This is a genomic window from Bradyrhizobium sp. SZCCHNR1053, assembly GCF_032381235.1.
Classification (GTDB): Bacteria; Pseudomonadota; Alphaproteobacteria; order Rhizobiales; family Xanthobacteraceae; genus Bradyrhizobium.
In genome coordinates this window covers 15,215-38,994 of record NZ_JAUHJM010000016.1, presented here as the reverse complement: position 1 = coordinate 38,994, position 23,780 = coordinate 15,215, and the positions used below count along the sequence as shown (strand labels likewise).

The 23,780-nt window shown below is 66.7% G+C and carries 21 protein-coding genes; 18 read left to right on the top strand and 3 right to left on the bottom strand.

What is annotated here, in order from left to right; genetic code table 11:
• Positions 1-67 precede the first annotated feature (67 nt).
• A complete protein-coding gene (locus QX051_RS27170) occupies positions 68-2,134 on the top strand; it encodes a prolyl oligopeptidase family serine peptidase (protein ID WP_315778238.1) in 2,067 nt (688 codons plus the stop codon).
• A gap of 113 nt (positions 2,135-2,247) precedes the next feature.
• Here QX051_RS27170 and QX051_RS27165 read toward each other — a convergent pair whose 3' ends face one another.
• Positions 2,248-2,925 (bottom strand): DUF938 domain-containing protein, encoded by a 678-nt coding sequence (locus tag QX051_RS27165; RefSeq protein ID WP_315778237.1) that lies wholly within the window; start codon positions 2,923-2,925, stop codon positions 2,248-2,250.
• 188 nt (positions 2,926-3,113) lie between these two features.
• Between QX051_RS27165 and soxX the strand changes: the two genes are divergently transcribed.
• The 8 genes from soxX (at position 3,114) to QX051_RS27125 (ending at position 10,708) form a co-directional block, all read left to right on the top strand.
• Positions 3,114-3,407 (top strand): sulfur oxidation c-type cytochrome SoxX, encoded by a 294-nt coding sequence (gene soxX / locus QX051_RS27160; RefSeq protein WP_315778279.1) that lies wholly within the window; start codon positions 3,114-3,116, stop codon positions 3,405-3,407.
• An 18-nt stretch (positions 3,408-3,425) separates the two neighbouring features.
• The gene (gene soxY / locus QX051_RS27155; protein ID WP_315778236.1) at positions 3,426-3,920 is read left to right on the top strand and encodes a thiosulfate oxidation carrier protein SoxY; all 495 of its coding nucleotides are present in this window, start codon (positions 3,426-3,428) and stop codon (positions 3,918-3,920) included.
• Between the two features lie 15 nt (positions 3,921-3,935).
• Positions 3,936-4,247, top strand: coding sequence for a thiosulfate oxidation carrier complex protein SoxZ (soxZ, locus tag QX051_RS27150; protein ID WP_315740567.1), 312 nt, complete (start codon positions 3,936-3,938; stop codon positions 4,245-4,247).
• On the top strand, positions 4,244-5,092 hold the full coding sequence (gene soxA, locus QX051_RS27145; protein ID WP_315773738.1) for a sulfur oxidation c-type cytochrome SoxA: 849 nt from the start codon (positions 4,244-4,246) through the stop codon (positions 5,090-5,092). Before soxZ ends, soxA begins: the two co-directional genes overlap by 4 nt.
• A gap of 23 nt (positions 5,093-5,115) precedes the next feature.
• Positions 5,116-5,418, top strand: coding sequence for a hypothetical protein (locus QX051_RS27140; protein WP_409998145.1), 303 nt, complete (start codon positions 5,116-5,118; stop codon positions 5,416-5,418).
• A gap of 136 nt (positions 5,419-5,554) precedes the next feature.
• Positions 5,555-7,303: a thiosulfohydrolase SoxB gene (soxB, locus tag QX051_RS27135; RefSeq protein ID WP_315778234.1), complete on the top strand. Its 1,749-nt coding sequence runs from the start codon at positions 5,555-5,557 to the stop codon at positions 7,301-7,303.
• A 227-nt stretch (positions 7,304-7,530) separates the two neighbouring features.
• Positions 7,531-8,754 (top strand): MFS transporter, encoded by a 1,224-nt coding sequence (locus QX051_RS27130; protein ID WP_315778233.1) that lies wholly within the window; start codon positions 7,531-7,533, stop codon positions 8,752-8,754.
• Positions 8,755-8,989: 235 nt separating this feature from the next.
• Positions 8,990-10,708 (top strand): N-acyl-D-amino-acid deacylase family protein, encoded by a 1,719-nt coding sequence (locus QX051_RS27125; protein WP_315778232.1) that lies wholly within the window; start codon positions 8,990-8,992, stop codon positions 10,706-10,708.
• Between the two features lie 445 nt (positions 10,709-11,153).
• On the opposite strand, the gene QX051_RS27120 is transcribed toward QX051_RS27125, so the two are convergent.
• Positions 11,154-12,458 carry an MFS transporter gene (locus QX051_RS27120; RefSeq protein WP_315778231.1) on the bottom strand — a complete coding sequence of 435 codons (1,305 nt, stop codon included), beginning with the start codon at positions 12,456-12,458 and terminating at the stop codon, positions 11,154-11,156.
• A 257-nt stretch (positions 12,459-12,715) separates the two neighbouring features.
• Between QX051_RS27120 and QX051_RS27115 the strand changes: the two genes are divergently transcribed.
• Genes QX051_RS27115 through QX051_RS27100 form a run of 4 tightly spaced genes read left to right on the top strand, consistent with a single transcriptional unit; the run spans position 12,716 to position 17,325 of the window.
• Positions 12,716-13,375 (top strand): ABC transporter ATP-binding protein, encoded by a 660-nt coding sequence (locus QX051_RS27115; protein WP_315740573.1) that lies wholly within the window; start codon positions 12,716-12,718, stop codon positions 13,373-13,375.
• On the top strand, positions 13,372-15,834 hold the full coding sequence (locus tag QX051_RS27110) for an FtsX-like permease family protein (RefSeq protein WP_315778230.1): 2,463 nt from the start codon (positions 13,372-13,374) through the stop codon (positions 15,832-15,834). The genes QX051_RS27115 and QX051_RS27110 overlap by 4 nt, the downstream gene beginning before the upstream one ends.
• Entirely contained in the window at positions 15,824-16,906 is a 1,083-nt protein-coding gene (locus QX051_RS27105) for a lipocalin-like domain-containing protein (RefSeq protein ID WP_315778229.1), read from the top strand. Before QX051_RS27110 ends, QX051_RS27105 begins: the two co-directional genes overlap by 11 nt.
• A 26-nt stretch (positions 16,907-16,932) precedes the next feature.
• Positions 16,933-17,325 (top strand): MAPEG family protein, encoded by a 393-nt coding sequence (locus tag QX051_RS27100; RefSeq protein ID WP_315778228.1) that lies wholly within the window; start codon positions 16,933-16,935, stop codon positions 17,323-17,325.
• Between the two features lie 160 nt (positions 17,326-17,485).
• On the opposite strand, the gene QX051_RS27095 is transcribed toward QX051_RS27100, so the two are convergent.
• Positions 17,486-18,673, bottom strand: coding sequence for an ABC transporter substrate-binding protein (locus QX051_RS27095; RefSeq protein WP_315759417.1), 1,188 nt, complete (start codon positions 18,671-18,673; stop codon positions 17,486-17,488).
• Positions 18,674-18,969: 296 nt separating this feature from the next.
• On the opposite strand from QX051_RS27095, the gene QX051_RS27090 reads away from it, so the two are divergent.
• The 5 genes from QX051_RS27090 (at position 18,970) to QX051_RS27070 (ending at position 23,754) form a co-directional block, all read left to right on the top strand.
• On the top strand, positions 18,970-20,520 hold the full coding sequence (locus QX051_RS27090) for an AMP-binding protein (RefSeq protein WP_315778227.1): 1,551 nt from the start codon (positions 18,970-18,972) through the stop codon (positions 20,518-20,520).
• 91 nt (positions 20,521-20,611) lie between these two features.
• Complete coding sequence (locus QX051_RS27085; protein WP_315778226.1) at positions 20,612-21,361, top strand: CBS domain-containing protein; 750 nt, start codon at positions 20,612-20,614, stop codon at positions 21,359-21,361.
• 12 nt (positions 21,362-21,373) lie between these two features.
• Positions 21,374-21,679 (top strand): cytochrome c, encoded by a 306-nt coding sequence (locus QX051_RS27080; protein ID WP_315740580.1) that lies wholly within the window; start codon positions 21,374-21,376, stop codon positions 21,677-21,679.
• A gap of 343 nt (positions 21,680-22,022) precedes the next feature.
• Positions 22,023-23,405 (top strand): PAS domain S-box protein, encoded by a 1,383-nt coding sequence (locus tag QX051_RS27075; protein WP_315740581.1) that lies wholly within the window; start codon positions 22,023-22,025, stop codon positions 23,403-23,405.
• A complete protein-coding gene (locus QX051_RS27070; protein ID WP_315740582.1) occupies positions 23,392-23,754 on the top strand; it encodes a response regulator in 363 nt (120 codons plus the stop codon). Before QX051_RS27075 ends, QX051_RS27070 begins: the two co-directional genes overlap by 14 nt.
• Positions 23,755-23,780: the final 26 nt, after the last annotated feature.

The window sequence follows — 23,780 nt, the reverse complement described above, 5'->3', positions numbered from 1 at the left end:
TCCCGGCCGGCCCGGCTAATCAAGCCGGCGGTATTCTCGCGTCAACGGCGCCCGCGGAGCTTGAGCCATGTCAATCGACGATCGTCCGACCATCGCGGCGCCCGATGACGATCCGTATCTGTGGCTCGAGGAGATCGACGGCGAGCGCGCGCTCGCGTTCGTCGCGGCGCAGAACCAGCGCACGCTCGCCGCGTTCGGCGATGCGGCCTTCGAACGCGACCGCGACGCGCTCGCCGCCATCCTGGATCGGCCGGACAACATCCCGTTCGTGAGCCGCCGCGGCGGGCTGCTGTACAATCAATGGAAGGACGCGGCGCATCCGCGCGGCGTGTGGCGGCGCACGGCGATGGCGGAGTTCCGCGAGGCGCAACCGCAATGGGATGACCTGCTCGACATCGACCGACTCGCTGCCGACGAAGGCGAGGACTGGGCGCTGAACGGGGTCTCGAGCCTGCCGCCGGCGCATGAGCGCGCCATGCTGAGCCTGTCGCGGGGCGGCAGCGACGCCGTGGTGCTGCGCGAGTTCGACCTCGCGACGAAGCACTTCGTCACGGGCGGCTTCACGCTCTCGGAAGCCAAGGGCAGCGTCGCCTGGCTCGATGCCGACACCCTGCTGCTGGCGAGCGCGTTCGGCCCGGGCATGGCGACGCCGTCGGGCTACGCACGCACGGTGCGGCGCTGGCGGCGCGGCCAGCCGGTCGAGCAGGCGGAGGTGATCTTCGCCGCCGAAGGCAGCCAATCGACATGGGTGCATGTCGGCGTCGATCGCAGCGTCGCGCCGGCGCGGGTGTGGTTCGCCGAGGGCATCGACTTCTTCAACCAGCATCTATGGCTCGGCGACGGCAGCGGCGCGCGGACCAAGCTCGACCTGCCGACCGACTGCTGGATGTCAGCGCATGGCGACTGGATGGCGGTCAAGCTGCGCCAGCCCTGGACCGTCGGCGAGGTCACCCATCCTGCAGATGTGGTGCTCGGCCTCCGGCTGTCAGCATTCCTTGCCGGACGCCGCGATTTCACCCGCGTGTTCGAGCCGGCGCCGCGGCGCGCGCTGCAGGGCCTGTCCTGGGCCGGCGACCGGCTGGTGCTGTCCATCCTCGACGAGCTCAGGGCAAGGTTCGAGGTGTGGACGCCTTCACCGAGGGAGTGGAGCTGCGAGCGGCTCCCCGGCCTGCCGGAGATCGCGACGGTCGACGTCTGGCGGCTCGACACCGACGAGGCGGAAAGCAACGGCGACCTGCTCGCCAACATCCAGGATCCGCTGACGCCGCCGTCGCTGCAGCTGATCGAGAGCTTCGCTGCACCCGCGATCCTGAAGCAGGCGCCGCGCACCTTCAGCGCCGAGGGGCACGTCGTCACACGGCACGAGGCCATCTCGGTGGATGGCGAGCGTATTCCCTACACCCAGACCGGGCCGGCCGAGCTGACAGGCGACGCGCCGGTGCACATGAGCGCCTATGGCGGCTTCGGTCACACGCTCCGTCCGGCCTACAATGCGGCGCTGGGCAAGCTGTGGCTCGAACGTGGCGGCACGCTCGTGGAGGCCAACATCCGCGGCGGCGGCGAGTTCGGCACCGCCTGGCACGACGCCGGCCGCTATGCCGGCAAGCGGCTCGCGCATGATGATTTCGCCGCCGTTGCGGCCGATCTCGTCCGCCGCGGCGTCACAGTGCCGAAGCGCATCGCAGCGCAAGGCGGCTCCAATGGCGGCATCCTGATCACGAACATGCTGGTACGCTACCCCGAGCGCTTTGGCGCATTGTTCTGCACGATCCCGCTGATCGACATGCGCCGCTACAGCAAGCTGCTCGCCGGCGCGAGCTGGATCGCCGAATATGGCGATCCCGACAGCGACGAGGATTGGAGCTGGTTGTCCACCTACTCGGCCTATCACACCGCAATGCCCGGCCAGCCCTATCCGCCGATCCTGATCGCGACCACGCGGCGCGACGACCGCGTCCATCCGGGCCACGCGCGCAAGATGACCGCCAAGCTGCAGGCCATGGGCTACGATGCCTGGTTCTACGAACCCGCCGCCGGCGGCCATGGCTACGGCACCGACAACCGCGAGCGCGCCGGCTTCATCACGTTGGGCACGCGGTTTCTGGCGCGACATGTCGGGCTGGAGATGGAGTGAGCGGCTCCCTCCGTCGTCATTGCGAGGAGCCGAAGACGACGACGCAATCAGGGCCGCGACGGAAGGCTGGATTGCTTCGCTCCGCCGCTCCGCTCGCAATGACGGAGAACGCGTCACGCACCTCGCGCGAACACCAGGATCATGTTGTTGGCCGGCATCTCTATCGTCTCGCGCAAGGCGAGCCCGTGGCGCGCGGCAAGCGCTTCGAGGTCGGTGATGTCGCGCACCCCCCAGTCCGGATTGTGCTCGCGCAGGGAGGTATCGAACACGGCATTGCTGACCGCGGTGTGCTTGCCGGCGCGCTTGAACGGGCCGTAGAGTACGAGCACGCCGTCCGCCGGCAGCGCCTGCCCGGCGCCGGCGAACAATCCCTCTGCCACCGACCACGGCGCGATGTGAATCACATTGGCGCAAAAGATCGCGGTGAGCTGCGAAGGCCCGCCCGCGGCGCGGAACGCCGCAGGCCAGCCGGGATCTGACAGGTCGATGCGCTGGGCATCACGGATGTTCGACAGCCCGGCATGCCTTCGCCACGCCGCGATGCTGGTGAGGTGATTGGCGTTGAGATCGCTCGGCCACCACGTCAGATCCGGCCGCTGGGAGGCGAAATGCACGACATGCTGGCCGGTGCCGCTGCCGGCCTCCAGCACGTCGCCGGTCTTGCCCGCGAGCAGCCGTCCCAACACCGCCCAGATCGGCTGGTGATTGCGGTGGAAGGCAGCCGCGTCCAGTCGTCCGTCCGGTTCCACCGGCCGGCCGTCCCGGCCGAACTCCACGACATATTCCGCCATGCCCATTCTCCCGGCCGCCCCATGAACGGCCTCGTTAACCGCGTTGCCGCGGCCACCATAGCTGCATTGTCAGCCGATGGTCTTTATGCTTTGCAGCGCCTATATTGCCGAGATCACCGAGACGTCGGAACTCCACCTTGATCACACCTGTCCTGCGTACCGCCCTGGCGATGGGGCTCTCGCTCGCCATGTCCATGGCCGCTCACGCCCAGTCCGGTGCCGTCGACGGCCAGAAGCTCGCCTTCGACCGCGGCAAGGGCAACTGCCTGACCTGCCACGAAATCAAGGACGGCGACCTGCCGGGCTCGATCGGCCCGAAGCTGGAGAACCTCAAGGCGAGATACGACCGCGCCGAGCTGATCGCGATTCTCAACGACGAGACCAGGCGCAATCCGCTGACGGTGATGCCGCCGTTCGGCCGCAACCGCATCCTGACCGAGCAGGAAATCAGCGCCATCGTCGACTTCCTGCAGACCCTCTGATTCCGTTTGGAGACCGCCATGACTGCCTCGTTCGGCCCGTTGGCCCACCGCCGCCTGTTCCTGAAGGGCGCCGGCCTCGTCGCGCTGATCGGCCTCGGCAACGCCGTGCTGCACGCCGCGCCCGCCTTCGCCGCGACCAACGACAACAAATATCCGGAAGACGCCTTCAAGCAGAAGAATGCGCCCGACGCGGTCAAGGCGCTGTACGGCCGCGACCACGAGGCCTCCGACAAGATCAAGCTGGACGCGCCGGAGATCGCCGAGAACGGCGGCGTGGTGCCGATCGCGGTGAGCACGAGCCTGCCCAACGTCACCTCGATCGCCTTCATCGTCAGCGAGAATCCGTTCGCGCTGGCGGCGTCGTACCATATCCCCGAGGGCACCGTGCCCGCGGTGGCGAACCGGCTCAAGATGGCCAAGACCTCCAACGTGATCGCGCTCGTCGAATCCGGCGGCAAGCTCTACAGCGCGACCAAGGAGGTCAAGGTCACCGTCGGCGGCTGCGGCGGCTAAGGTCAGGAGATCATCATGGCATCGAGCATCCGCGTCCGCGCCGTCCTGAACGGCGACATCGCCGAGGTCCAGACCCTGATCCAGCACCCGATGGATACGGGCCTGGTCAAGGACGCCAAGGGCGAGTTGATCCCGGCGCACTACATCCAGCAGCTCACCTTCGTGCACAAGGACAAGACGGTGTTCCTGGCCGATTGGGGCACCGCGGTGTCGAAGGACCCCTATGTCAAGTTCGCCTTCAAGGGCGCGGCCAAGGGCGACGAGCTCAAGGTGAGCTGGGTCGACAGCAAGGGCGCGACCGACAGCCTGACGGCGACGATCCAATGAGGGCGCTGCGCCTCGCGCTGACTGTCGCGGCCGCGCTCGCTCTCGGCGCCTCCGGCGCTGCGGCCGCGGACAAGCCGAACCCGGCTGCCGACGCCAAGGCGTTCCAGGATTACTTCATCAAGAAGTTTCCGAAGGTAGCGTTCGACGATTTCGTCAACGGGCCGTATTCAATGAACGCCGACATGCGCAAGCAGTGGGAGGAGAAGGAGCAGTTTCCGCCTTACGAGTTCGCGCTCGATGCCGGCAAGGAGATGTTCGCCAAGCCGTTCAAGAACGGCAAGACCTATGCCGACTGCTTCCCGAACGGCGGCATCGGCATCCGCCAGAATTATCCCTATTTCGACGACAAGGAAGGCAAGGTCATCACCCTCGAGCTGGCGCTGAACCGCTGCCGCGAGGCCAATGGCGAGCAGCCCTACTCCTACGTCAAGGACGAGATGGCATCGCTGACCGCCTACATGGCGTACACGTCGCGCGGCAAGCGTTTCGACATCAAGATCCCCGACGATCCGCGTGCGCTCGAGGCGTTCGAGAAGGGCAAGGAATATTTCTATACCCGCCGCGGCCAGTTGAACTTCTCCTGCGCGAGCTGCCATGTGCAGAGCCCGGGCGAGCGGATCCGCGCAGAGATCCTGGCGCCGGCGCTCGGCATCCTCAACGCGATGCCGATCTACCGCTCGGAATGGAGCGGCATGGGCACGATCAGCCGGCGCTTCGTCACCTGCAACAGCCAGACGCGCGCCGTGCCGCTGGAGCCGCAATCGGACGAATACCGCAACCTCGAATACTATCTGTCCTACGTGTCGAACGGCCTGCCAGTTTCAGGACCGGGAGCGCGGCCATGACAAATGTCAAGACAGCAAGCGTCATGAAAAAGATCGTGTTCGCCATGATGGTATCAGCGGTCGGCGCCGGCTCCGCGCGGGCCGCGTCGGAGGCCGACTATCGCGCGGCTGTCGCGGCGGCCGAGAGCGCCAACAAGGAAGCCGGACGTCTGCGCAACCAATGGACCGTGACCCAGGCCGCACTCAATGCCGCGAAGAAGGCAGCCGATTCCGGCAATTTCGATTCTGCGCTGAAATCGGCGCAGGAGGCCGAGGCGCTCGCCAAGGCATCGATCCTCCAGGCCGCCAGCGAGAAGCAGCGCTGGAAGGACATGGAGATCAGGTAGAGCATGATCCGGAAAAGTGGAAACCGGCTTTCCCTCGCACAAACGCCGAAGGCGTTTGTGCGGAGATCATGCTCAAGCAAAGGGATAGCTCACGATGCGATTCCATGGAATCGAATCATAAGCTAGGACGCGAGCCATGATTCGGCGCCGGGACTTTCTGCAAGCATCAGTTGCCGCCGCGCTCGCCGCGCCGGCGCTGCTGCGCAACGCCCGCGCCGCCGACACCGTCAGCCTCTACGACATCGAGAAGTTCGGCAACGCCCGCATCCTGCACATCACGGACACGCATGCGCAGCTTCGACCGCTGTTGTTCCGCGAGCCCAGCGTCAATCTCGGCATTGGCGAGATGTGGGGACGGCCGCCGCATCTGGTCGAGCGCGCCTTCCTCGACCGCTACGGCATCCGGCCCGACAGCGCCGAGGCTTACGCGTTCACCTCGTTCGAGTTCGAGAAGTACGCCGGGCGCTTCGGCCGGATGGGCGGCTTCGCGCATCTGAAAACCCTGGTCGACAAGCTGCGCGCCGATGCCGGCGACCATCGCTCGGTGCTGCTCGATGGCGGCGATCTCTGGCAGGGCACCGGACTTGCCAATGCGATGCGCGGCGCCGACATGGTGAGCGCCGCCAACCTGCTCGGCATCGACGCCATGACCGGGCACTGGGAGTTCACCTATGGCGAGGAGGCGCTGCGCGCCAACCTCGCCCGCTTCAAGGGCGAGTTCCTGGCGCAGAACGTGTTCCTGACCGAGGAGGCCGCGTTCAACGACGCCAAGGCGTTCGATCACGGCTCCGGCCGCGTGTTCAAGCCGGCCACCATCAAGGAGATCGGCGGCGCGCGCATTGCGGTGATCGGCCAGGCCTTCCCCTACGTGCCGATCGCGCATCCGCGCCGCTTCACGCCGGACTGGACGTTCGGCATCCGCGAGGAGGAGCTGCAGAAGCTGGTCGATGGCCTGCGCGGCGCCGACAAGGTCGATGCCGTGATCCTGCTGTCGCATAACGGCATGGATGTCGACCTCAAGCTCGCGAGCCGCGTCACCGGCATCGACGTCATCCTCGGCGGCCATACCCATGACGCGGTTCCGCAACCGGTCGCGGTCAGCAATGCCAAGGGCGCGACGCTCGTCACCAGTGCCGGCTCCAACGGCAAATTCCTCGCCGTGCTCGATCTCGACGTCGGCAAGGGGCGCGTCGCCGACGCGCGCTACCGGCTGCTGCCCATCTACTCGGAGCTATTGAAGCCCGATCCTGCGATGCAGGCGCTGATCGACCAGACCCAGCAGCCGCAGGTCGCGGCCTGGAGCGAGAAGCTCGCGACGTCGGACCGGCTGCTGTACCGGCGCGGCAATTTCGAAGGCGCGACCGACGACCTGATCTGCGCGGCGCTGCGCCGCGAGCTCGATGCCGAGATCGCGCTGTCGCCCGGATTCCGCTGGGGTCCGACGCTGCTCGCGAACCAATCCATCCTGCTGGAGGACGTGCTGGCGCAGACCGCGATCACCTATCCCGAGACTTATGTGCAGCGAATGACCGGCGCAGAGATCAAGGACGTGCTCGAGGACGTCTGCGACAACCTGTTCAACGCCGATCCCTATCTGCAGCAGGGCGGCGACATGGTGCGCACGGGCGGGCTGTCCTACCGTTGCGCGCCCGCCGAGCCGATCGGCCGCCGCATCTCCGATCTCACGCTCGACGATGGCCGTCCGCTGGAGGCCCGCAAGAGCTACAAGGTCGCCGGCTGGGCCTCGATGAACGCGCAGGACGGCAAGCCGGTTTGGGATGTGGTCGCGAGCCACCTGCGCAACGGTCAGCTGGTGCTGGTCGGAACTAACAAGGTCACGCTCTCGGGCGTCGACGGCAATCCGGGCTTTGCATCGCTGTCCTGAGCGGCGTGGCGCATGCGTTGCGCCAGAATGGCTGGCAGAATCGTCGCCGTGCACCGAAAACGCCGGCCGGCGCGCGCAGGTGCCATGCGCGCGCGTTCGTGGACAATGAACCGTAATCCGATAGTGTGGCGTTGTGTCGCGCGCCCATTATTCGGCAGCCCTTGGTGATTTGCCGGCAACGCGCCCTTCAGGACCATCACTGACGCCGGGAGCCAAACGGATCGACCATGGCTGACGTTTTTGCCGCATCGCAACATGCCGGTGTTCCGGTCCAAACCGCCTCCTCGCTGCGCACATTGGCGCTGATCTCGCTGGCGCACTGGGTCAGCCATCTGCACATGCTGGTGCTGCCGATGCTGTTTCCCTACCTGAAGGAGAAGCTCGGCGTCGGCTACATCGAGCTCGGCTTTCCGCTCACCGTGTTCGCGGTCGTCTCGGCCCTGACCCAGGCGCCCGTCGGCTATCTGGTCGACCGCGCCGGTGCCCGCCGCATCCTGCTGATCGGCCTGACGCTCGGTGGCCTGTCGCTGGCGATGCTCGGCGTTTACCTGAGCTATGCCAGTCTTGTCGTCTCGGCGATGCTGCTCGGCCTCGCCAACGCGGTCTACCATCCTGCCGACTACGCGCTGCTGGCCGCGCACATGGAAGAGAAGCGCATGGGCCGCGCGTTCGGTGTGCATACTTTCGCCGGCTATCTCGGCGGCGCCGTCGCGCCCGCCGTGATGGCGGCGCTGGTCACCACCGTCGGTGGCTCCGGCGCGCTGATCGCGGCCGGCCTGGTCGGTCCGCTCGCCGCGCTGCTTCTGCTCGTCGGCAACGTGCCCGAGGTGCCGCCGCATCCGCATCACACCAGCGCCGACGGCAGCAAGGCGAAACAGCCCAGCCTGCTGACTCCAATGCTGATGCTGCTGACCGTGTTCTTCATGCTGCTCAGCCTATCCAACGCCGGCATCGCCAGCTTCGGCGTTGTCGCGCTCATGAACGGCTACGGCATCTCGTTCTCGACCGCCAACATCGCACTGACCGCGTTCCTCGGCGCCAGCGCCGTCGGCGTGCTCGCCGGCGGCCAGCTCGCCGACCGCATCCGCCATCACAACCTGGTCGCGGCCGTCGCCTATGCGATCAACGCCGTGCTGGTGCTGATGATCACTTTCATCAACCTGCCGACCGTGCTGCTCACGACGATCATGCTGGTCGCGGGCTTCATGAGCGGCGTGATCGCGCCGTCGCGCGACATGCTGGTGCGCAACGCCGCCCCTCCGGGTGCCGCCGGCCGCGCCTTCGGCATCGTCTCCACCGGCTTCAACTTCGCCGGCGTGGTCAGTCCGCTGCTGTTCGGCTGGATCATGGACATGAACGCGCCGCGCTGGGTTTTCGGCGCCTCCGTCGTGTTCATGCTGCTGACCATCGTGCTCGCGTTCTTCACCGAGCCGAGGAAGGCGAAGGCGTAGGTTTCTTGTAGGGTGGGCAAAGGCGCCTGGCACGCTCGTCGTGATTGACGACAGCATCGCGCGCCGTGCCCACCATCCCGCTCGCGGTGGTGGGCACGCGCCGCCTATGGCGTCGCTTTGCCCACCCTACAATCAGGTCGCTGACGCAAGGCTGCTGCCTCTTCCCCGTATGTTGACATCATCGCCTTCCCGCCGATGATGTGCCCATAACAACAACGACCGGGGAAGACACGCCATGGCCCAGCCTGATCTCGTGATCCGCAGCGGAACCATTGCCGATGGCTCCGGCGGCGAGCTCTATGAGGCTGATGTGGCGATTGCGGACGGCCGCATCGTCGAGGTCGGCAAGTTCAATGCATCCGGCCGCGAGGAGATCGACGCACGCGGCAAACTCGTGACGCCAGGCTTCGTCGACGTTCACACCCACTATGACGGCCAGGTGACCTGGAGCCACGATATCTCGCCGTCGTCGCAGAACGGCGTCACCACCGCGATCATGGGCAATTGCGGTGTCGGCTTCGCGCCGTGCCGGCCAGCCGATCATCAGCGGCTGATCCAGCTGATGGAGGGCGTCGAGGACATTCCCGAGCCGGTGCTCGAAGCCGGCATTCCCTGGGAATGGGAGAGCTTTCCGGACTACATGGAGTGGCTCGGCAAGCGCGCCTTCGATCTCGACATCGGCGCGCAGCTGCCGCATGCGGCGCTGCGTGTCTATGTGATGGGCGAGCGCGGCGCGCGCCGTGATCCTGCCACCGCCGACGACAATCGCGCCATGGCGGCGCTGGCGCGCGATGCGGTCAAGGCCGGCGCGCTCGGCTTCTCGACCTCGCGCACGCTCAATCATCGGACCTCGACCGGCGACTACACGCCGACCCTGAAGGCCGGCGAGGACGAGCTGACGACGATCGCGCAGGCCATGCACAGCGCCGGCCGCAGCGTGCTGCAATTCGTGCTCGACATCTCCACGATCCACGAAGACCTGCCGATGATGCTGCGCATCGCCGACGCGACGAAATGTCCGATCTCGTTCTCGGTCACCCAGAACGACCGCGCGCCACAGCGCTGGCGGCAGACGCTGGCCGAGATCAACGCCGCCGCCGCGCGCGGCCTGTCGGTGACGGCGCAGATCGCGGCGCGCCCGGTCGGGCTGCTGCTCGGGCTGGAGCTGTCGCGCAACCCGCTGCAGACGCATCCGAGCTACCAGGCGATCGCGCATCTGCCGCTGGCGGAGCGCGTCGCGCGGATGCGCGATCCGGCGCTGCGCGCGGCCATCCTGGGCGAGCAGGCCAGCGCGACCGACGACCCGCTGTTCTTCAAGCCGAACTACGACAAGATGTACCTGCTCGGCGATCCGCCGGACTATGAGCAGCCGCCGGAACGGTCGCTTGGCGCCCAGGCCCGCACGCGCGGCTGTCGTCCCGAGGAGCTGGCCTATGACGCGATGCTCACAGATGGCGGGCGCGGCATGCTCTACGTGCCGTTCCTCAACTATTCCGACGGCAATCTCGATGCCACCTATGAGATGCTGCGCGACCCGCGCAGCGTGCCCGGCCTCAGCGACGGCGGCGCGCATTGCGGCATCATCTGCGATGCCAGCTTCCCGACCTATCTGCTGACGCACTGGACCCGCGACCGCAAGCGTGGCGACAGACTGTCGATTCCCTTCGTCGTCGCCGCGCAGTCGCGCAAGACCGCGCTCTCGGTCGGCCTCGACGATCGCGGCCTGCTCGCGCCAGGCTACAAGGCGGATATCAACGTCATCGACTACGACCGGCTGCACCTGCATCCGCCCAAGGTGCATTACGACCTGCCGGTCGGCGGTCGCCGCCTGATGCAGGATGTCGACGGCTATGAGGCGACGATCGTGTCGGGCGTGGTGACGCGCCGCCACGGCGAGGCGACGGGCGCGCGGCCGGGTCGACTGGTCAGGGGTGCGCGAAGCGGGGTGCAATAAGGGGAAAGCCAACCTGGACTTGCGCCGCATGACCCCAATGCGCGCCTCACATTCGGTGTCGTCCCGGGCAAGTCCCGACAATGCGCAGCATTGGCGGGACGCCGACCCGGGACCCATACGCCGCGGCGGACGTGCTGGGCGAAAATGATTGACGATCGTGCCTCGAACAACTCCCTGGGGTTATGGATCCCGGATCTGCGCGCGCGTTCCGCGCGCTTGTCCGGGACGACAGCGAGGATTGATCGGCACGGCCTTGCCGTAGCCAAACGACACTCGCAGCCGTCATGCCCCGCATAGGCGGGGCATCCAGCATCCGGCGGCTTATCGGCCTATGCACAACCGCCTCTGTATACTGAGTCCCCCGGTCAGGCCGGGGGACGACAGTCGAGATCATAGCAACCTGTGTTGCGCAAGGCCGCGTTAAGGCCGAGTTCTAAACCAGCGCTCACGCAAATTCCGGCGCGACAGCCTGATGCGCCTGCAGGCGGGCGCGTTCGCTGTTCGGCCAGAGCAGGGCCAGGCCGAGGAGGCCGGAGATCACCATGATCACCGCGTTGATGGTGAAGCCGGACATGTAGCCTTCGAGCAGGCTGCCGGAGGCCTGGATCATCTTGCCCATCACGAGGGGCGCAACGATGCCGGCGAGCGTATAGAGCGCGCCGTAGATCGCCATGGCGGCGCCGCGCTGCGTGACCGGGGTGAACTCGCCGATCATCGGCGGGCAGACGACGTAGATCGAGCCGCACAATCCCGATCCGACCACGAGCAGTGCGATCTTTGCCGAAGCGGCGTCGACATGCGGCATCATCGCCATCAGCCCGCCGCCGATCACGAGCGGCGTCGCGCCGAGCACGCCGCGGGCCATGCGCGTGGAGACGCCACGCGCCATCAGCGTCTGCGACACAAAGCCCGTGGTCAGCACCACGCACGCGCCGAAGATCCAAGGCAGGATCGAGATGAAGCCGGCCTGCTGCTGCGAGAAGCCGAGGCCTTTCACCAGGAACGGCGTGAACCAGGTCAGCCCCAGCGACAGCGCCCAATAGGCGCCGAAGGTCGCGGCGACGCAGCCGACGAAGGTCCGCGACGTCAGCAGTTGCAGATAGGGAACGCGCCGCTCGCGCAATCCGGCGAGCTCGACCTCCGCCAGCGGCCCTTCCTTGCCCAGCCACAGCCACGCCACGCTCCACATCAGCCCGACCACGCCGAGTGCGCCGAAGGCATAGTGCCAGCCGTGATTCACGATGATCCAGTTCAGCGCCGGCACCGCGAGAATGACGCCGAAGGCCGAGCCTTGCGACAGGATCGCCGTGGGCATCGCACGTTTCTCGTCGGGGAACCATTTGTAGACGGCGTGCACGGCGACCGACGCCGCGGGACCTTCGCCGGCGCCGAGAATGATGCGGCAGATCAGCAGCGTGGTGAAGCCGACGGTGCCGACCATCGGGAATTGCGCCAGCGCCCAGATCAGCGCCAGCACCAGCAGCACCCAGCGCGTCGGAACCCGGTTGACGACGAAGCCGACGACGATGGCCGCGATCGAGAACAGGAAGAAGAAGGACGAGCCCAGCAGGCCGAACTCCTCGGCGTTCAGATTGAGCTCGGTCATGATCGGCACGCCGGCGAGCCCGACCACGATCTTGTCGGCGAAGTTCACCAGCATGAACAGGAACAGCAGGAAGGTGATCTTCCAGGCGCCTTTCGGCGTCGCGCTTGCGCGGGATGTGCCCTTCAGCGTCGTTGGCGCGGCCATGGTCCTTCCCCATTCTGTCATGATCCGCCCCTGTCGTCCGGGCGTTTTGACGATGCTACCCACGAAGCGGCTTTGCAGGCAACCGGCTGGCGAGCTAACTTATTGCTGCAACGCGGGAATCCGCCCCCCCTTGGGCTGCATCGCGATACCCTCGCAATCTGATGCACGCGGCCGGCATCACATCAGGGGCGTCATGAAGAACGAGCGCGTGATGTTCGCGTTGGCCCTTGTTATGTTGTGACGCAACAACCCCGATCATGCTCGTGCTCAGCGTCCGTCATCTCACCAAGTCCTATCGATCCGGCGGCGAGCCGATCCACGTCCTGCGTGGCGTCGACCTCGACGTCTCCTCCGGCGAGCGCGTCGCGCTGACCGGTGAATCCGGCTCCGGCAAGAGCACGCTGCTGCATCTCATCGCCGGGCTCGATGCCGCCGACGGCGGCGACATCCTGCTCGACGGCGCTTCGGTCGGCACGCTCGACGATGCTGGACGCGCGGCGGTCCGGCGCGAGCGGCTCGGCCTCGTGTTCCAGCAGTTCAATCTGGTGCCGAGCCTGTCGGTTCAGGACAATCTCAGTTTCCAGGCGCGGCTGGCCGGTCGGCATGATCCGGCGTGGCACACCGAGCTTGTCGAGCGGCTCGGGCTAAAGTCGCTGCTCAAGCGCTATCCGGAGCAATTGTCGGGCGGACAGCAGCAGCGCGTCGCGATCGGCCGCGCGCTAGCCGTCAAGCCGGTCCTGCTGCTCGCGGACGAGCCGACCGGCAATCTCGACGAGGACACCGCCGACGAGGTGATGGCGCTGACGCGCGACCTCGTCGCGCGCACCGGCTGCGGCTTCCTGATGGTGACGCACAGCACCAGGCTCGCCGCGATGCTCGACCGCCATGTGCATTTGCATGCCGGACGCGTCGCATGAGACGCGCGCTCTGGATTCTGGCGGTGCTGCTCAGCCACTGGCGGCGGCATCCGATGCAGCTCGCGACCTTGCTGATCGGGCTGATCTCGGCCACGGCGCTGTGGAGCGGCGTGCAGGCGCTGAACCAGCAGGCGCGCAGCTCCTATGACCGCGCCGCCGCGATCTTCGGCGGCGCGCGCACGCCGATGCTGGTCGCGACCGACGGCAAGATGCTGCCGCAGAGCGCGTTCGCGGAATTGCGCCGCGCCGGCTGGCCGGTGTCGCCGGTGCTCGAAGGCCGCGTGCAGATCGACGGCCGCTCGATCAGACTGCTCGGCATCGAGCCGTTCAGCATTCCCAGGGAGGTCGGCGAAGCGCCGATGGTCGGCCGCAGCGAGCTCGAGGCGTTTCTGACACCGCCGCATCGCACGCTGATCTCGCCGGTGACACTGGCCGATCTCGGACTCAAAGACGGCGCGATGCCGCGGCTCAGCAACGACGCCATGCTGCCGCCTTTGATGGCGCAGCAGCAGCTCGCACCCGGCGTGCTCGTGGTCGATATCAGCGACGCGCAGCGGCTGCTCGGCAAGCCCGGCCAGATTTCGCGGCTGCTGGTCGGCAAGACGCAAGGCCAGCGACAGCCGTTGCAGTCGTTGGCGGACGGCCGGCTGCAGCTCGTGCAGCCGGAGGCCGAGACCGACCTGGAGCGGCTGACCGACAGCTTCCACCTCAACCTCACCGCCTTCGGCCTGCTGTCCTTTGTCGTCGGCCTCTTCATCGTCAACTCCGCGATCGGGCTTGCCTTCGAGCAGCGGCTGCCGGTGCTGCGGACCTTGCGCGCCTGCGGCGTGTCGGCGCGCCAGCTCAATGGCGTGCTGATCGGCGAGCTCATCGCATTCGCATTGGCGGCCGGCCTGATCGGGCTGGTGTGTGGCTATTTCATAGCTGCGGCGCTGTTGCCGAACGTGGCAGCGTCGCTGCGCGGGCTGTATGGCGCGCAGGTGCCGGGCGAGCTGAGCCTGCAACCCGAATGGTGGTTTGCGGGCCTCGTCATCAGCATAGCCGGCGCGCTCGCAGCCGCGACGACGAGCCTGATCAAATCGATGCGGCTGCCGATCCTCTCCACCGCGCAACCCTATGCGTGGCAGGAGGCGCAGCGGCGCTGGCTGCGATTGCAGAGCGCGGTCGCGCTCGCCTTCTTCGTTACCGCCGGCCTGCTGCTGTGGCTCGGGCAGTCGCTGCTCGCCGGCTTCGGCGTGCTCGCAGCCATGATGCTCGGCGCCGCGCTAGTGCTGCCGGCGATCCTCGAGCTGGTGCTGCGGCTCGGTGAGCGCGGCGCGCGGGCGGCGCTGGCACAATGGTTCTGGGCCGACAGCCGCCAGCAGATCTCGGGCCTGTCGCTCGCGCTGATGGCGCTGCTGATGGCGCTCGCCGTCAACGTCGGCGTCGCCACGATGGTCGAAACCTTCAGCCGCACCTTCCTGGTCTGGCTCGACGGCCGCCTCGCGGCCGACATCTACATCAGCGCGTCGGACGAAGCGCAGGCGCGCGACGTCCAGGCTTGGCTGCGCGCGCGGCCCGAGGTGCAGGCGGTGCTGCCGGGCGGCCGCGCCGAGGCGCAGCTTGCGGGCGCGTCGGTCGACATTCTCGGCCTGCCCGATCACGACACCTATCGCGACCACTGGCCGCTGCTGCAGGCCGTCGACAACGCGTGGAAGCAGTTGGTGCGTGGCGACGCCGGCTTCGTCAGCGAGCAGCTGGCGCGGCGGCTCAATCTATCCCTTGGCGACAGCCTGGACCTTCCCGCGCCCGGCGGCGATTGGCGCATCACCGTCGCCGGAATCTATGCCGACTACGGCAATCCCAAGGGCCAGATCACGGTCAACGTCGCCGCGCTGACACGCCGCTTCCCGGCGACGCCCATGACGCGCATGGCCGTGCGCGCGGCGGCCGCCGACGTGCCGGGGCTGATCACGGGGCTCACCAACAAGTTCGGCCTCGATAGTCGCAACGTCGTCGACCAGGCCACCGTGAAGCAGGAATCGAAGCAGATCTTCAACCGCACCTTTGCGGTGACCGGCGCGCTCAACACCTTCACGCTCGGCGTCGCCGCGATCGCGCTGCTGACCAGCCTGCTGACCTTGGCGAACTCGCGGCTGCCGCAGCTCGCACCCTTATGGGCAATCGGGCTGACGCGGCGGCGGCTCGCCGAGGTCGAGCTGTTGAAGACGCTGTCGCTTGCCGGCCTCACCGCGCTGCTGGCGCTGCCGCTCGGGCTTGTGGTGGCGTGGTGCCTGATCGCGATCGTCAACGTCAAGGCATTCGGCTGGCGGCTGCCGTTCGACGTGTTTCCGCTGCAGCTCATTCGGCTCTTGCTCGTCACGCTCATCGCGGCGCTGATCGCCTCGCTGCTGCCGGTGCTGCGGCTGGCGCGGATGCAGCCGGCCGATCTCGTCAGGACCTTCACCATTGAGCGCTAGAGCGACCATTTCGCGACGCATGCTGATCGGCGGGCTCGGCCTGCTGGCGCTGCCCCGCCTCGCGCGCGCGCAGGGCTTTGCGGGACTGAGCGATAGCGCCGACGGCTTTGCGCCGGTGACGCCCGGACGAGAGTTCAGCTTCCCTGCGGATCACGGGCCGCACGACGATTTCCGAATCGAATGGTGGTACGTCACCGCCAACCTCGCCGATTCCAGCGGCAAGGCCTATGGCCTGCAATGGACCCTGTTCCGCTCGGCGGCCCGGCCGGGGCCGCAGGGCGAAGGTTTCGACAATCAGCAGCTCTGGATGGCGCATGCCGCGGTGACGCGTGCCGACAGTCACCGCTCGTCCGAGAAATTCGCGCGCGGCGGCGTCGGCCAGTCCGGCGTCGAGGCCAAGCCGTTCCAGGCGTGGATCGACGACTGGCAATTGCGCGGCACCGCGACGACCGACGATCGAGTGCTGGCGCCCCTGGACATGAGCGCCGTCGGGCCGGACTTCTCCTACGCACTGCATCTGGAGGCGGAGCGGCCGGTGGTGCTGCAGGGCATCGGCGGCTACAGCCGCAAATCCGAGCGCGGCCAGGCGTCGTACTACTACAGCCAGCCGTTCTACCGCGCCCGAGGCCGCATCAGCTTCGACGATCAAGCAGTCGAGGTCTCAGGGCTGGCCTGGCTCGACCGCGAATGGAGCAGCCAGCCGCTGGCTTCCGACCAGAGCGGCTGGGACTGGTTCGCGCTGCATTTTGCCGGCGGCGAGAAGCTGATGCTGTACCGGATGCGGCAGGGCAATGGCGACTACACATCGGGAACCTGGATCACGGCTGACGGCGCCTCGCATGCGCTCGGCCCCGGGGGCATCGTCATGACGCCGACAGAGACGGTTGCGATCGGCGAGCGCAGGCTGCCGGTCGGCTGGCGTGTCGAGATATCAGCGCTCGGCATCGCCATCGACACCGCAGCGCTCAATCCAAACGCCTGGATGGGCACGCGCGTGCCCTATTGGGAAGGGCCGATCAGCTTCAAGGGCAGCCACACCGGGGTGGGCTATCTCGAACTGACCGGATATTAAGAAGCCGTCATCAGGGGGAACCGCGCATGTATCACTTCACCGCACTCGTCACCGTGCTCGCGCTCATGCTGTATTTCTACATGGCCGTCCGCGTCGCGCAGGCGCGCGCCACGTTCGGCGTGAAGGCGCCCGCGACCACCGGCAATGCCGATTTCGAGCGCACCTTCCGCGTGCAGATGAATACGCTGGAATGGCTGCCGATCTTCCTGCCGGCGCTGTGGCTGTTCGCCATCTATGTCAGCGATGTCATCGCCGCACTGATCGGCCTGGTCTGGATCGCCGGGCGCGCGATGTACATGGTGTCCTACGCCAAGGCCGCCGAGAAGCGCGGCCCCGGTTTTGGCGTGCAGGCCCTGGCAGGCTCGGTCCTGCTGGTCGGTTCGCTCATCGCCATCCTCTGGCGCATGCTGCACGGCTGATCGCGCAGTCCCCCGCTGTCGTCTGGGCCTTGAGCCGCGCCCCATACACGCCGGCGAGCCTTGTCACAAAAAAGGAACGACGTGCAGCCTGCCCTGTTCAGAGATCACGCGGTATGGGCCCCGGCTTTCGCCGGGGCGACACCAATGTTCTGGCGCGCGATCACTTCGTCAGCGGACAGCCGCTCTCCTTGGCGGTGAAGAACGCCTTGTCGCCGGGCACCGTGGCGAGCTGCTTGTAGTAGTCCCACGGCTTCTTCGACTCCGACGGCTTCTTGACCTCGAACAGGTACATGTCGTGGACCATGCGGCCGTTGGCGAGCACCTTGCCTTGCGCGAAGGCGTCGTCGACCGGCAGCTCCTTCAGCTTGGCCGCGACCGCATCGGAGTCCTTGGTTCCGGCGGCCTTGACGGCCTTCAGATAGGACAATGTCGCGGAATAGGTGCCGGCGTGGATCATGCTCGGCATCCGGCCGGTGCGCTTCATGAAGCGCTCGCTGAAGGCGCGGGACTTGTCGTCGCGATCCCAGTAGAAGCCTTCGGTGAGGATCAGGCCCTGCGCTGCCTCCAGCCCGAGGCCATGCACCTCCGACAAGGTCATCAGCAGGCCGGCGAGCTTCTGGCCGCCCTTGACGATGCCGAACTCGGCCGCCTGCTTGATCGAGTTGGTGGTGTCGAGGCCGGCATTGGCGAGCCCGATGATCTTCGCCTTCGAGCTCTGCGCCTGCAGCAGGAAGGACGAGAAGTCCGACGAGTTGAGCGGGATGCGCACCGAGCCCAGCACCTTGCCGCCTTTCGACGTCACGATGTCGCTGGTGTCCTTCTCCAGCGCATAGCCGAAGGCGTAGTCCGCGGTCATGAAGAACCAGGTATCGCCGCCGGACTCGACCAGCGCACCGCCGGTGCCGACCGCGAGCGCGCGGGTATCATAGGCCCAGTGGAAGCCGTAGGGCGTACAGGCATCGCCTGATATGCGCGAGGTCGCGGCACCGACGACGATGTCGATCTTCTTCTTTTCCTTCGACAGATCCTGGATGGCGAGCGCGACCGACGAGGTCGTCAGCTCCGTGATCATGTCGACCCCCTCGGTATCGTACCAGCGCCGCGCGATCGACGAAGCGAGGTCCGGCTTGTTCTGGTGGTCGGCGGTGACCAGCTCGACCTTCTGCCCCAGCACCTCGCCGCCGAAATCCTCGATCGCCATCCTGGCGGCCTCGACGGAGTACTTGCCGCCATAGTCCGCGTAGACGCCGGACTGGTCGTTGAGGATGCCGATCTTGACCTGTGCCGACGCCGGCGCCGCCACGAGCAGCGCACCGACGGCAGCAACAGCCAGCAAGCCCGATTTCATATGATCTCTCCCGGAGTTTCTTGGCTTTGAGACGTCATTCGTTGGAATGCCGCGCCATGTTATGCCAGAACCCCGGCCGCGCCCATCCCTTCCCTCCTCAGCCAAAGGGCTGAGAGGCCTGTTGAGAGCCCGGAACCTGTCCGCTAGATTGGCCGCAAACAACGACATGCCGTCCCGTAAGGATGGTACGCGCGGAAGGAAACGGCCCGAGGGCGCGACGAGAACATCGTCGGCGTGACGTTTGCCCTGTGGCCCTCCACCACCGTACCTCCGGCCGGCGTCGGAAGGGAGGACCCATGTACACCGGCAAGCAGGCCCGGCTGCGCCCATTGCAGCCCGCCTTCATCATGGCCTCGACCGGCGAGGCCGTGACCTATCGCGAGCTGGAGGCGCGCAGCAACCGGCTGGCGCATCTGTTCCGCCAGCGCGGCCTGAAGCGGCTCGACCACTATTCGATCTTCATGGAGAACAACAGCCGCTATCTGGAAGCGTGCGGCGCAGGCGAGCGCTCCGGGCTGTATTTCACCTGCGTGAACTCCTACCTCACGCCCGGCGAGCTGGCCTACATCCTCAACAACAGCCGGTCGCGGCTTCTGATCACCTCCCTCGCCAAGCTCGACGTCGCGCGCGAGGCGCTGAAGGAGGCGCCCGACATCGAGCTCTGCATCGTCGCCGATGGCGCAGGCGAGAGCGAGCGGATCGTCGGCCTCGCGGAGGCCACCGCCGGCCTGCCGGCGACGCCGATTGCCGACGAATGCGTCGGCACCACGATGCTGTATTCCTCGGGCACCACGGGCCGGCCGAAGGGCATCCTGCGGCCGCTGCCCGAGCAGCCGCCGGTGCAGCAGCTTCCGATCTTCGATTTCCTGGAGAAGCTGTGGCGCTATCGCGAGGGCATGATCTATCTGTCGCCGGCGCCGCTCTATCACTCCGCGCCGCAGGCCGCGGTCAACCTCACCATCCGCGTCGGCGGCACCGCCATCATCATGGAGACGTTCGATCCCGAACGCTACCTGCAACTGATCGAGCAATGGGGCATCACGCATACGCAATTGGTACCGACGATGTTCTCGCGCATGCTGAAACTGCCGGAACAGATCCGCACGCGCTATGACCTCTCCTCGCTCGAAGTCGCGATCCATGCCGCCGCGCCGTGCCCGGCACAGGTCAAGGAGGACATGATCAAATGGTGGGGGCCGATCATCCACGAATATTACGGCGCCACCGAAGGCCTCGGCTTCACCGCCTGCGACAGCGCGGAATGGCTCGCGCATCGCGGCACCGTCGGCAAGGTGCTGTTCGGCGAACTGCACATCCTCGATGAGAACATGCAGCCGTGCCCGATCGGAACGGCCGGCACGGTGTGGTTCAAGACCGGATCGCCGTTCGAGTATTTCAACGACCCCGAGCGCACCAAGGAGGCACGCTCGGCCGACGGCACGATGAGCACGGTCGGCGACGTCGGCTATGTCGATGCCGACGGCTATCTCTATCTCACCGATCGCGTCACCTTCATGATCATCTCCGGCGGCGTGAACATCTATCCGCAGGAATGCGAAAACCTGCTGATCACGCATCCGAAGGTCGCCGATGCCGCCGTGTTCGGCGTGCCCAATTCCGATCTCGGCGAGGAGGTGAAGGCGGTGGTCCAGCCGATGTCGGGCATCATGCCTGGGCCTGAGCTGGAAGAGGAGCTGATCGCGTTCTGCCGGCAATCGCTGTCGCGACAGAAGGTGCCGCGCTCGATCGATTTCGAGAAGGAGCTGCCGCGGCTGCCGACCGGCAAGCTCTACAAGCGCCTGCTGCGCGACCGCTATTGGGGAAACAAGACTTCTAGGATCGTGTAGGGCGGCACGACCTCGGATTGATCCTGGTCAAGCGCGCGCGATGCCGCGCAGCTATTCTCCGCCGATTGCGATCGCAGCACGAGACGACGACATGCGCGCTCATCAAATCATGACCAGATCCGTGATCGCGGTGACGCCCGGAACCCCGGTGGCCGAGGCGGCGCGGATCATGCTGCGCAACCACATCGGCGGGCTGCCGGTGGTCGACGCGTCCGGCACGCTCGTCGGCATGGTCACGGACGGTGATTTCCTGCGCCGCGCCGAGCTCGGCACCGAACGCAGGCAAGGCCGCTGGCTCGACCTCCTGGTCGGCCGCGGCCGCATCGGCGCCGACTTCGTCCATTCCCACGGCCGTACGGTCGGCGACATCATGAGCCAGCCTCCGGTCACGGTCAGCGCCGATGCCAGCCTGGCGGAGATCGCCGAGATCATGGAGAAGCGCAACATCAAGCGTCTCCCTGTGATGAGTGGCGACCGGCTGGCCGGCGTGGTGACACACACGGATTTCCTGCAAACCGTGGCCGACCTCGCCACTGCCGTTCCGGGCCCCACCCCCGACGATGACGGGATCCGCAGCGCCATTCTCGATTCGCTCGACCAGGCCGCCTGCAAGCATTGCCGCTTCAACGTCGTCGTCCGCAACGGCATCGCGCATCTCACGGGCGCGGTGCGCAACGAGAAGGAGCGGGCCACGGCGATCATGGCGGCCAAGAGCGTCCAGGGCGTCAGGAACGTGCGCGACCACACGTGGGTCTATCCGCCGCCGGAGGACGAGTTCGGCGGCGGTGACATCGTCTCGCTGCAGGACCAGCCGTCGACCGACGACGACCAGCCGCTGTGAGGAGAGCCGGGCGTGCGACGTGCCTCCGTACCATCACTGCTGCTGCTGGTCCTGCTCTCCGCCTCGGCGGCCGCCGAGGATCTCGACCACGGCCGCCAGCTCGCCGAGCGCTGGTGCGCCGCCTGCCATGCGGTGGCCACCGAGCCGACCAAGTTCCGCCGCGCCCGGCCGTTTGTCGCCATCGCGGCCAGGGACGGAGTGACGAAGGACATGCTGGTCAAGTTCCTCCTGCTTCCCCACGCGACGATGGCCAACAATCCGCTCAGTGCGAACGATGCGACCGACCTGGCAGGCTATATCCTCAGCCTTAGGAAGTAGTTGCGGCAAAATTCGCCTTTGGATTGCGCCACCGCCCCGTGGTCGGCCGCGTCCGGACGCAAGAGTGGGCCCTGGCGCCCGATGATACGGCACCTCGCCGGCAATTTAGCAAGATCCTCCGGAACGAAACGCTCAAGCCTGCGTTCTGTGTGTTCGCCGTCGTGAGCTGGAGCACGTCGCATGGCCCCAAACGGGTCTGCTGACGGCAAATCGCCCTGTCCTCGTTGCCGGGAAGACCAACAACAAGCAGCGATCGAGATAGCCCTTGCATTTGCACACAAACAAGTTGGTAATCTGGTGCACGGCGTCTTCTCTACCGACCTGTTAGCAAGGAGCCTGCGACGTGCACGGAATGCCCGGCGCCTCCCCCGCCCCACGCGCGACCGACGACGACACGGCCTATCTGGCGGCGATCGTGGAGTCCTCGGCCGACGCCATTGTCAGCACCACCGCCGACGGCGTCATCCGCAGTTGGAACGCGGCCAGCGAGCGGATGCTGGGGTTCACCGCGGCTGAAATGATCGGCAGATCCGTCTCCGAGATCGTTCCGCCCGAGCTGGCGGAAGAAGCGAACGCCTTGCGCGCCAGGGTCAACGCGGGCGAAGCGGTCGAGAGCTTCGAGACCGTCCGGCTGACCAAGCAGGGACGCCCGATCGAGGTCTCCATCACGTTGTCACCGATCCGCAGCAGCACCGGCGTGATCGTCGGCATCTCCGGAATCATCCGCGACGTCACGCTGTCGAAGAAGGCCGAGCGTGCGGCGGCGATGCTCGCGGCCATCGTCGCCTCGTCCTCGGACGGCGTCGTCAGCAAGACGCTGGACGGCACGATCACCAGCTGGAACAAGAGCGCCGAACGCATCTTCGGCTTCTCGGAAGGCGAGATGATCAACCGCTCGATCCGCACGATCATCCCGCAGGAGCGCCAGGCCGAGGAGGACCGGATCCTCGCCACCGTCCTATCCGGCGCGATCATCGACAATTTCGAGACCATCCGCCTGCGCAAGGATGGTGCGCTCATCGACGTGTCGGTCACGGTCTCGCCGGTCCGGGATTCGAGCGGCCGGATCATCGGCGCCTCCAAGATCGTGCGTGACATCACCGACAAGCGCCAGACAAGGGAGCAGTTGCGCACCTTGCTGGCCGAGGTGAACCACCGCAGCAAGAACCTGCTGTCGCTGGTGCAGGCGATCGCCCGGCAGATGACCCGTCACGGCCGCCAGCTCGACCTCAACCGCTTTCTGGAGCGCCTGCAGGCGATCGCGAGCAATCAGGATCTCCTGATTCAGAACGATTGGCGTTTCATTCCACTCGGCGGCCTGGTCCGCTCGCAGCTCGGGGCGTTCAGCGACTTGATCGGCGACCGCATCGCGATCGACGGACCGCCGATCGAGCTGACGCCAGAGGCCGCGCAGTCGATCGGCATGGCGGTCCACGAGCTCGCCACCAACGCCGCCAAATATGGTGCGCTGTCGAACCACGACGGACGGATCGCGGTCCGCTGGACGCGCATCGACGACAGCTTCGACATGACCTGGGTCGAAAGCGGCGGACCTGAGGTGGCGCCGCCCGAGCACACCGGCTTCGGCAGCCGGGTGATTTCCGACCTGGTGCGCGCTGGCCTGGATGGATCGGTCGAGGTCCAGTTCCTGCCGGCCGGACTGCGCTGGCACCTAAGGTGCCCCCTGCAACGCCTCAGCCGCGACCATCATCATGCGCGCCAGTGAGAAGACTCACCTCCTGATCGTCGAGGACGATCCCCTGATCGGCTTCGACCTCGCGGTCGAGCTCGAAGCCGCCGGATTCACGGTGGTCGGCGTGGCGCCGACCGTGCACAAAGCCCTCCATCTGCTCGAGCGGAATCACTGCGATCTTGCCGTGCTCGACGTCAATCTCGGGCGGGAAACATCGGCGCCGATCGCGCGCGCTTTGGCCGCGGCCGGCGTGCCCTTCGTCGCCGTCACCGGCTATTCCGTCGATCAATGCCCGGAAGAATTCGCCACGGCACCGCTGCTGTCGAAGCCGTTCCAGACGTCGCGGCTGGTCGCGGCGCTGAGGCGGCAATTGCATCCGTGAGGCGCGCGTCGGCCGCGCAACAGAGC

Bases quoted from the DNA above. Each gene is read 5' to 3' on its own strand.
- soxZ (WP_315740567.1), top strand. From the start codon at position 3,936: ATGGCATCGAGCATCCGCGTCCGCGCCGTCCTGAACGGCGACATCGCC.
- QX051_RS27130 (WP_315778233.1), top strand. From the start codon at position 7,531: ATGGCTGACGTTTTTGCCGCATCGCAACATGCCGGTGTTCCGGTCCAA.
- soxB (WP_315778234.1), top strand. From the start codon at position 5,555: ATGATTCGGCGCCGGGACTTTCTGCAAGCATCAGTTGCCGCCGCGCTC.
- QX051_RS27070 (WP_315740582.1), top strand. From the start codon at position 23,392: ATGCGCGCCAGTGAGAAGACTCACCTCCTGATCGTCGAGGACGATCCC.
- QX051_RS27170 (WP_315778238.1), top strand. From the start codon at position 68: ATGTCAATCGACGATCGTCCGACCATCGCGGCGCCCGATGACGATCCG.
- QX051_RS27090 (WP_315778227.1), top strand. From the start codon at position 18,970: ATGTACACCGGCAAGCAGGCCCGGCTGCGCCCATTGCAGCCCGCCTTC.
- QX051_RS27085 (WP_315778226.1), top strand. From the start codon at position 20,612: ATGCGCGCTCATCAAATCATGACCAGATCCGTGATCGCGGTGACGCCC.
- QX051_RS27125 (WP_315778232.1), top strand. From the start codon at position 8,990: ATGGCCCAGCCTGATCTCGTGATCCGCAGCGGAACCATTGCCGATGGC.
- QX051_RS27115 (WP_315740573.1), top strand. From the start codon at position 12,716: ATGCTCGTGCTCAGCGTCCGTCATCTCACCAAGTCCTATCGATCCGGC.
- QX051_RS27120 (WP_315778231.1), bottom strand. From the start codon at position 12,458: ATGGCCGCGCCAACGACGCTGAAGGGCACATCCCGCGCAAGCGCGACG.
- QX051_RS27165 (WP_315778237.1), bottom strand. From the start codon at position 2,925: ATGGCGGAATATGTCGTGGAGTTCGGCCGGGACGGCCGGCCGGTGGAA.
- QX051_RS27110 (WP_315778230.1), top strand. From the start codon at position 13,372: ATGAGACGCGCGCTCTGGATTCTGGCGGTGCTGCTCAGCCACTGGCGG.
- QX051_RS27140 (WP_409998145.1), top strand. From the start codon at position 5,116: ATGAAAAAGATCGTGTTCGCCATGATGGTATCAGCGGTCGGCGCCGGC.
- QX051_RS27095 (WP_315759417.1), bottom strand. From the start codon at position 18,673: ATGAAATCGGGCTTGCTGGCTGTTGCTGCCGTCGGTGCGCTGCTCGTG.
- soxY (WP_315778236.1), top strand. From the start codon at position 3,426: ATGACTGCCTCGTTCGGCCCGTTGGCCCACCGCCGCCTGTTCCTGAAG.
- soxX (WP_315778279.1), top strand. From the start codon at position 3,114: ATGTCCATGGCCGCTCACGCCCAGTCCGGTGCCGTCGACGGCCAGAAG.
- QX051_RS27100 (WP_315778228.1), top strand. From the start codon at position 16,933: ATGTATCACTTCACCGCACTCGTCACCGTGCTCGCGCTCATGCTGTAT.
- soxA (WP_315773738.1), top strand. From the start codon at position 4,244: ATGAGGGCGCTGCGCCTCGCGCTGACTGTCGCGGCCGCGCTCGCTCTC.